The following is a 1,892-nucleotide window of genomic DNA, read 5'->3' as shown; positions in this document are numbered from 1 at the left end:
AAAGAAAGTGGGGCTAAAGGCGAGTATAAAGGACAAGTTGCAGGGGCATTTTATAGAGAGGAGTTAGGCGATATTGATTTAGTTTGGGGAGAAGTTAAAGGCAAGGGCAAGGAAGCTAAAGGCTATGGACTTGCTAAGATTATTGAGAAGCACGGCGATGAGTTTAAAGACATAGCAAAAGAGATAGATAAGATTATACAAAATGGCAAAGTTATTACTCAAAATGGTGTTAGCACAATATGGTATAAAAAAGATGAAAATATTTATAAATTAGGAATTTCAAAAGGTTTTCATAAAAAGGGCGATAATAATTGGATTATCACAAGCTATAAGGCAGAAAGAGAAAAGGACAAGACTTTCGGCGATGCCCTTTTTACTGATAAGCACCCCTTACCAAACTCTAGCGACATTATACCACAACAAACCCTAGAATCTACTATGCAAAAATTTAACTACGATTATAAAAAGGCAAAAGACTTGCTAGAATGGCATAAAGATTCTAGCCCTTTAACAAAAGATGAAAACGGACTGCCTAAAGTCTTTTATCATGGCACAACACTAAGCAATATGAAAAGATTGCATAATAAAGAACTTAAAAAACCTTTTGAAGTCTTTAATACTAAAGATAATTCAGTTTCTAATTTTAGCATAGGCAATTGGTTTTCAAATGATAAAAACCTTGCTAAAAACTATGCAGATGATGATGAAGGAAACTTTATATATGAAGTATTTTTAAATATCAAAAAGCCCTTTATTATGGAAAAAGAGCTTACACAAGAAAAAATAAAAGAGATTGATAAAATTTTTAAATTCACTAAAAAAGATAAAGAAAGGGGATTAAGGGCAGTAGAAAATCTAAAACAAGCAAAAGCAGAGTTAAAAGAAAGCGGCTTTGAGTTTTTGCAATATGACAGAGAAAGCGTTAAGATAAGGCATATAGAAAGTGGCAAAGAGTTTAGCACACCGCTTTATAATCTAAAAAAGGAATATTTGCACGAGAGCATAAGAGCTTACGAGGCAGATTTAAAACATAATCCTAATTTAGATGAGAGTTTGCAAGAGTTAAAAGAGCTTGATCTCTCTTAAAAAAAGATTCACCCACATTATATGAAGCTGACTTTGAAAAAGAATTTTTTAAAAATGAAACCGAGCTTTATATCCTAGCCGCTGCAAGAGAGAATAAGAAATTACAGGAAATAGTGGGCGGACACTATGGTGTATATGGCGGTTATGGAAGAATGTATCAAACAGCTAGAATCTATCCATTGCAACAATTTTATAAAAAAGCAGGATATGATGGCATATTGTTTAATGATAGGGAAATAGTGGCATTTGATTCTAACCAAATAAAGCACATTGACAATAAAGGAAGCTATACAGATACAAAAGGCAATATCACTAAGACTAAACCAAAGAATAAAGAATCTACACATAAATATTTTAATGAAAATAGCCCTAATATCATGTATGCTAATCCAAGTCATTTAGGTGCTGGAGTCTTAAGTGGCACTGCAGCAGGAATTGAAACAGATGAGAATGGAAACATTATAGGCTTTAATCCTGCTAAGTTTGCCGCTGGATTCTTAGGTGGAGTAGCGGGAAGTAAGGCGGTAGCAAAGGGCTTAGAATGGAGGGCAAATAAAGTCGCTAAGAATTATCCAAATATAGCAAAAGACAATCCAGCCTTAATGAGTGAAATAGCTAAAAAAGACCTGCAAACCTATGCAGTAACAAATACACATAATGCCCTAACACGCTTTTTAAATAACAATAAAGCATTAGATGTAAATCCACAGCTATTCGCAGGGGAAAAGGCGTTAGTAAATGAATCTTATGCACCACACAAAGCAAGACTAGAGAGGGCAAAAGAGTTAGAATCTAGTGGGGCAGAT

General features: G+C 34.1%; 2 protein-coding genes. Both read left to right on the top strand.

Annotated elements, in window-relative coordinates:
* The coding region (locus T368_RS15985; RefSeq protein WP_487042742.1) for a putative barnase/colicin E5 family endoribonuclease at positions 1-1,086 on the top strand (1,086 nt) is incomplete at its 5' end.
* 113 nt (positions 1,087-1,199) lie between these two features.
* Positions 1,200-1,892 (top strand): hypothetical protein (locus T368_RS14135; RefSeq protein ID WP_034595273.1); only part of this gene is annotated, 693 nt, incomplete at its 3' end.

Origin of the sequence: Helicobacter bilis ATCC 51630, assembly GCF_000686565.1 — a bacterium.
Taxonomy (GTDB): domain Bacteria; phylum Campylobacterota; class Campylobacteria; order Campylobacterales; family Helicobacteraceae; genus Helicobacter_A; species Helicobacter_A bilis.
The sequence above is the reverse complement of the archived record's forward strand: the minus strand, read 5'-3'. Positions and strand labels throughout refer to the sequence as shown.